The 2,084-nt window shown below is 28.2% G+C and carries 3 protein-coding genes; all 3 read right to left on the reverse strand.

Features of this window, described 5'->3' with window-relative positions:
- The coding region (locus KHW44_RS08950) for a molybdenum ABC transporter permease (RefSeq protein WP_304068640.1) at positions 1-422 on the reverse strand (422 nt) is incomplete at its 3' end.
- A complete protein-coding gene (modA, locus tag KHW44_RS08955; protein ID WP_304068643.1) occupies positions 415-1,221 on the reverse strand; it encodes a molybdate ABC transporter substrate-binding protein in 807 nt (268 codons plus the stop codon). The genes KHW44_RS08950 and modA, both read right to left, overlap by 8 nt.
- A 67-nt stretch (positions 1,222-1,288) precedes the next feature.
- Positions 1,289-2,083, reverse strand: coding sequence for a nitroreductase family protein (locus KHW44_RS08960; RefSeq protein WP_304068646.1), 795 nt, complete (start codon positions 2,081-2,083; stop codon positions 1,289-1,291).
- Position 2,084 lies beyond the last annotated feature (1 nt).

The following is a 2,084-nucleotide window of genomic DNA, read 5'->3' on the forward strand; positions in this document are numbered from 1 at the left end:
GGAATTGCTATTCTGAAAAATATTTTCCATTCACTAGCACCCATTGTTCTTGCTGCATTCAAAATTTTCTTATCAATACTTTGAAATGAAGCTTTGCAGTTTTGATACATGAGCGGAAACGAAACTATTACAGATGCTATGACACACGCCTTCCATGTAAAAATAACGCTCCATCCAAAATTATCGTAAAAAATTTTACCAATTAATCCGTTATTTCCTATTACAATTAAAAGTATGTATCCCAAAATTGATGGTGGTAAAACTAGAGGCAATGTGATAATTGCCTCTAAAACACTACCGTTTTTCTTGTTAAATTTTACCATCATCCATGCAATAAATATAGATAAAACAGAAGTTATAATGGTTGAGATTATGGATACCTTCAATGAAATTATAATAGGCATCATAATATCATTATTCATCGCTAGATTCAAAACCTGCTTCCTTGAAATATTTTGTTGATAATTCGTTTTGCAAGAATTCATATAATTTGTTTTGCATTTCAGTATTCTTAGAGTAAGTTGTTTTAGTTATTGGATAAATAATAGGTTTGTGAGAACTTTCATCAACATTATAAGCAACTTCAACCTTATCATCAGTTACAGCATCAGAAGAGTATACAAATCCTACTTCAACTTCCTTGCTGTCAACAAATCTCAAAGTATCTTTAACATTTTTACCATATACAAATTTTTCTTGAAGCTTATCCATTAAATTATAATGAGTCAAACTTTGTTTTGTATATTGTCCTACTGGAACAGTTTCCAATTCTGCTACAGCAATTTTACCTTTAATGTTTTCCAAATCTTCAATTTTAGAAATTGTAACATCAGTTTCTTTGTTTTTAACAATAACTAACTTGTTTTTTAATAAACTTTTTGAATCTTTTACAAGTTCTTTTTCTTCAAGTGCTTTTACTTGTTTTTGTCCTGCTGAAACGAAAACATCACAAGGAGCTTTTTGTTCGATTTGTTTTTGTAATTTTCCTGAACTTGCTAAGTTAACATCAACTTTAACATTATTTTCTTTTTCAAATTCAGGAATAATTTTCGCTAATGATTCTTCTAATGAAGCCGCTGCAAATAAGCTTATGTTTTCATTATTTGTCTTTTCTACTGTTTTCTTCTCTTCTTTTTGTTCAGTATTTTGTTTTTCATTTTTTGCACAACTAGCCAAAATTAAACAACCCACTAACATCAATAATAAGTACTTTTTTCTCATTTCATTATTCTCCTTCAAATATAACGCTATGTATTAAAAAAGCCTATCAAAAGGCTTTTTTTCTTAATTAAAAATTAACTGATGCGATGTATTTGCAATTGTCTTTATCATTTAATTCTTCTTTTACAGTCCAATTTGCATCAATATTATTGTAATTAGCTAATTCTGTATAATAGTACATTACGATCCCTGCATCTATTAAGTTTTCTATTCCTTTGTAATCCTTGATATACAAATCAAAATCATCATCATTTAATACAAATCTCCATGGTTGTTCGTTTTTAGTTGAAGGAGCAAATCTCAAATAACTAAATAACTCATCCAAACCATAATTTTGTAATTTATCTATATTGATTGGAGTAGAAAGTGATTTGTCACAAACAAATTCTTCAACACCAATTCTTGAACTAAATTTCTTCTTACCAAATCCAAATTCATTTGGAGCATATCCCATAGCAAGTAAGAAATCAACATTAGAATTATCTCCAAAAGCTGATTTTTTGGATTCTTCTGAAGCGTTAGATATAGTCACCCAGCAGCTTCCTATATTTAATGTATCTAATTTTGTGATTAAATTTTCAAAATAAAATGCACCAAATATCATTGATAATTCGTTATTCTTGTCAGCTTCCATTGCGATATAATGGTTAGCTTTAATCATAGTTCCTTCGTATCCACCTTCTCCATCAAGAGCATTGTAAACCACAGAACCATCTTTGTATAATTTAAAATTAACGTCGTATTTCTTTGCTAAATTGTTTATTTCAAAAATAATAGATTCAACTTTTTTTAAATCTGAATCACTAAGATTTTTTGATTTAAAATCTCTTACTGATTTTCTATTTTCTAAAAATTCATTCATT

This window comes from Finegoldia magna (assembly GCF_018371055.1).
Classification (GTDB): domain Bacteria; phylum Bacillota; class Clostridia; order Tissierellales; family Peptoniphilaceae; genus Finegoldia; species Finegoldia magna_I.

Bases quoted from the DNA above. Each gene is read 5' to 3' on its own strand.
- KHW44_RS08960 (WP_304068646.1), bottom strand. From the start codon at position 2,083: ATGAATGAATTTTTAGAAAATAGAAAATCAGTAAGAGATTTTAAATCA.
- modA (WP_304068643.1), bottom strand. From the start codon at position 1,221: ATGAGAAAAAAGTACTTATTATTGATGTTAGTGGGTTGTTTAATTTTG.